Annotated in this window: 2 rRNA genes (1 of these 2 running past the window's edge); both read right to left on the reverse strand. The window is 57.6% G+C overall.

The annotated features are described in order from the left end of the window. Nucleotides 1-1,274, reverse strand: a 23S ribosomal RNA gene (locus ACFZA0_RS37285); it reaches 1,496 nt to the left of the window's first position. Between the two features lie 317 nt (nucleotides 1,275-1,591). Beyond that, nucleotides 1,592-3,117: ribosomal RNA gene (locus ACFZA0_RS37290) — 16S ribosomal RNA — on the reverse strand. Together the 16S and 23S rRNA genes form the textbook arrangement of a ribosomal RNA operon. Between the last annotated feature and the right edge of the window lie 5 nt (nucleotides 3,118-3,122).

Here is a 3,122-nt window from a genome sequence, read left to right on the forward strand (position 1 = left end):
TGCTGCAATGACACGACTTCGGCGGTACGCTTGAGCCCCGCTACATTGTCGGCGCGGAATCACTAGACCAGTGAGCTATTACGCACTCTTTCAAGGGTGGCTGCTTCTAAGCCAACCTCCTGGTTGTCTGTGCGACTCCACATCCTTTCCCACTTAGCGTACGCTTAGGGGCCTTAGTCGATGCTCTGGGCTGTTTCCCTCTCGACCATGGAGCTTATCCCCCACAGTCTCACTGCCGCGCTCTCACTTACCGGCATTCGGAGTTTGGCTAAGGTCAGTAACCCGGTAGGGCCCATCGCCTATCCAGTGCTCTACCTCCGGCAAGAAACACACGACGCTGCACCTAAATGCATTTCGGGGAGAACCAGCTATCACGGAGTTTGATTGGCCTTTCACCCCTAACCACAGGTCATCCCCCAGGTTTTCAACCCTGGTGGGTTCGGTCCTCCACGAAGTCTTACCTCCGCTTCAACCTGCCCATGGCTAGATCACTCCGCTTCGGGTCTTGAGCGCGCTACTGAATCGCCCTGTTCGGACTCGCTTTCGCTACGGCTTCCCCACACGGGTTAACCTCGCAACACACCGCAAACTCGCAGGCTCATTCTTCAAAAGGCACGCAGTCACGAGAATGTGCAAGCACATTCCGACGCTCCCACGGCTTGTAGGCACACGGTTTCAGGTACTATTTCACTCCGCTCCCGCGGTACTTTTCACCATTCCCTCACGGTACTATCCGCTATCGGTCACCAGGGAATATTTAGGCTTAGCGGGTGGTCCCGCCAGATTCACACGGGATTTCTCGGGCCCCGTGCTACTTGGGTATCTTCCAAACGAGCCGTTGATGTTTCAGCTACGGGGGTCTTACCCTCTACGCCGGACCTTTCGCATGTCCTTCGCCTACACCAACGGTTTCTGACTCGTCCTGCTGCCGGCAGACAACAGAAGAAAGAACCCACAACCCCCCAGACGCAACCCCTGCCGGGTATCACACGCCTGAGGTTTGGCCTCATCCGGTTTCGCTCGCCACTACTCCCGGAATCACGGTTGTTTTCTCTTCCTGCGGGTACTGAGATGTTTCACTTCCCCGCGTTCCCTCCACTTGCCCTATGTGTTCAGGCAAGGGTGACAGCCCATGACGACTGCCGGGTTTCCCCATTCGGAAACCCCCGGATCAAAGCCTGGTTGACGGCTCCCCGGGGACTATCGTGGCCTCCCACGTCCTTCATCGGTTCCTGGTACCAAGGCATCCACCGTGCGCCCTTAAAAACTTGGCCACAGATGCTCGCGTCCACTGTGCAGTTCTCAAACAACGACCAACCACCCGTCACAGCCCGCCGAAGCAGACTTTTACCGGGGCCGGCAACCGAAGACCCAGACGATCACTCGCCCGTGCCCTCAGACACCCAACAACGTGCCCGACCGAACCCCACCCGAAGATCATGCTTTCCACACCCTCACGGGTAGTACTTGCAAGCCTCCGACCTGGAATCCGGCCGAATAGTCAACGTTCCACCCTTGAGCAACCAGCACCGGACATTCGCCGATGAACTGGCCACCCACCAACCAGAGGCTGGTGAGAAGTGCTCCTTAGAAAGGAGGTGATCCAGCCGCACCTTCCGGTACGGCTACCTTGTTACGACTTCGTCCCAATCGCCAGTCCCACCTTCGACAGCTCCCTCCCACAAGGGGTTGGGCCACCGGCTTCGGGTGTTACCGACTTTCGTGACGTGACGGGCGGTGTGTACAAGGCCCGGGAACGTATTCACCGCAGCAATGCTGATCTGCGATTACTAGCAACTCCGACTTCATGGGGTCGAGTTGCAGACCCCAATCCGAACTGAGACCGGCTTTTTGAGATTCGCTCCACCTCACGGTATCGCAGCTCATTGTACCGGCCATTGTAGCACGTGTGCAGCCCAAGACATAAGGGGCATGATGACTTGACGTCGTCCCCACCTTCCTCCGAGTTGACCCCGGCGGTCTTCTGTGAGTCCCCATCACCCCGAAGGGCATGCTGGCAACACAGAACAAGGGTTGCGCTCGTTGCGGGACTTAACCCAACATCTCACGACACGAGCTGACGACAGCCATGCACCACCTGTACACCGACCACAAGGGGGGCACTATCTCTAATGCTTTCCGGTGTATGTCAAGCCTTGGTAAGGTTCTTCGCGTTGCGTCGAATTAAGCCACATGCTCCGCTGCTTGTGCGGGCCCCCGTCAATTCCTTTGAGTTTTAGCCTTGCGGCCGTACTCCCCAGGCGGGGAACTTAATGCGTTAGCTGCGGCACCGACGACGTGGAATGTCGCCAACACCTAGTTCCCACCGTTTACGGCGTGGACTACCAGGGTATCTAATCCTGTTCGCTCCCCACGCTTTCGCTCCTCAGCGTCAGTAATGGCCCAGAGATCCGCCTTCGCCACCGGTGTTCCTCCTGATATCTGCGCATTTCACCGCTACACCAGGAATTCCGATCTCCCCTACCACACTCTAGCTAGCCCGTATCGAATGCAGACCCGGGGTTAAGCCCCGGGCTTTCACACCCGACGTGACAAGCCGCCTACGAGCTCTTTACGCCCAATAATTCCGGACAACGCTTGCGCCCTACGTATTACCGCGGCTGCTGGCACGTAGTTAGCCGGCGCTTCTTCTGCAGGTACCGTCACTTTCGCTTCTTCCCTGCTGAAAGAGGTTTACAACCCGAAGGCCGTCATCCCTCACGCGGCGTCGCTGCATCAGGCTTTCGCCCATTGTGCAATATTCCCCACTGCTGCCTCCCGTAGGAGTCTGGGCCGTGTCTCAGTCCCAGTGTGGCCGGTCGCCCTCTCAGGCCGGCTACCCGTCGTCGCCTTGGTGAGCCATTACCTCACCAACAAGCTGATAGGCCGCGGGCTCATCCTTCACCGCCGGAGCTTTTAACCACCATTCAGGAGAATGGAAGTGTTATCCGGTATTAGACCCCGTTTCCAGGGCTTGTCCCAGAGTGAAGGGCAGATTGCCCACGTGTTACTCACCCGTTCGCCACTAATCCCCACCGAAGTGGTTCATCGTTCGACTTGCATGTGTTAAGCACGCCGCCAGCGTTCGTCCTGAGCCAGGATCAAACTCTCCGTGAATGTTT

This window comes from Streptomyces sp. NPDC008150 (genome assembly GCF_042956945.1).
Taxonomy (GTDB): domain Bacteria; phylum Actinomycetota; class Actinomycetes; order Streptomycetales; family Streptomycetaceae; genus Streptomyces.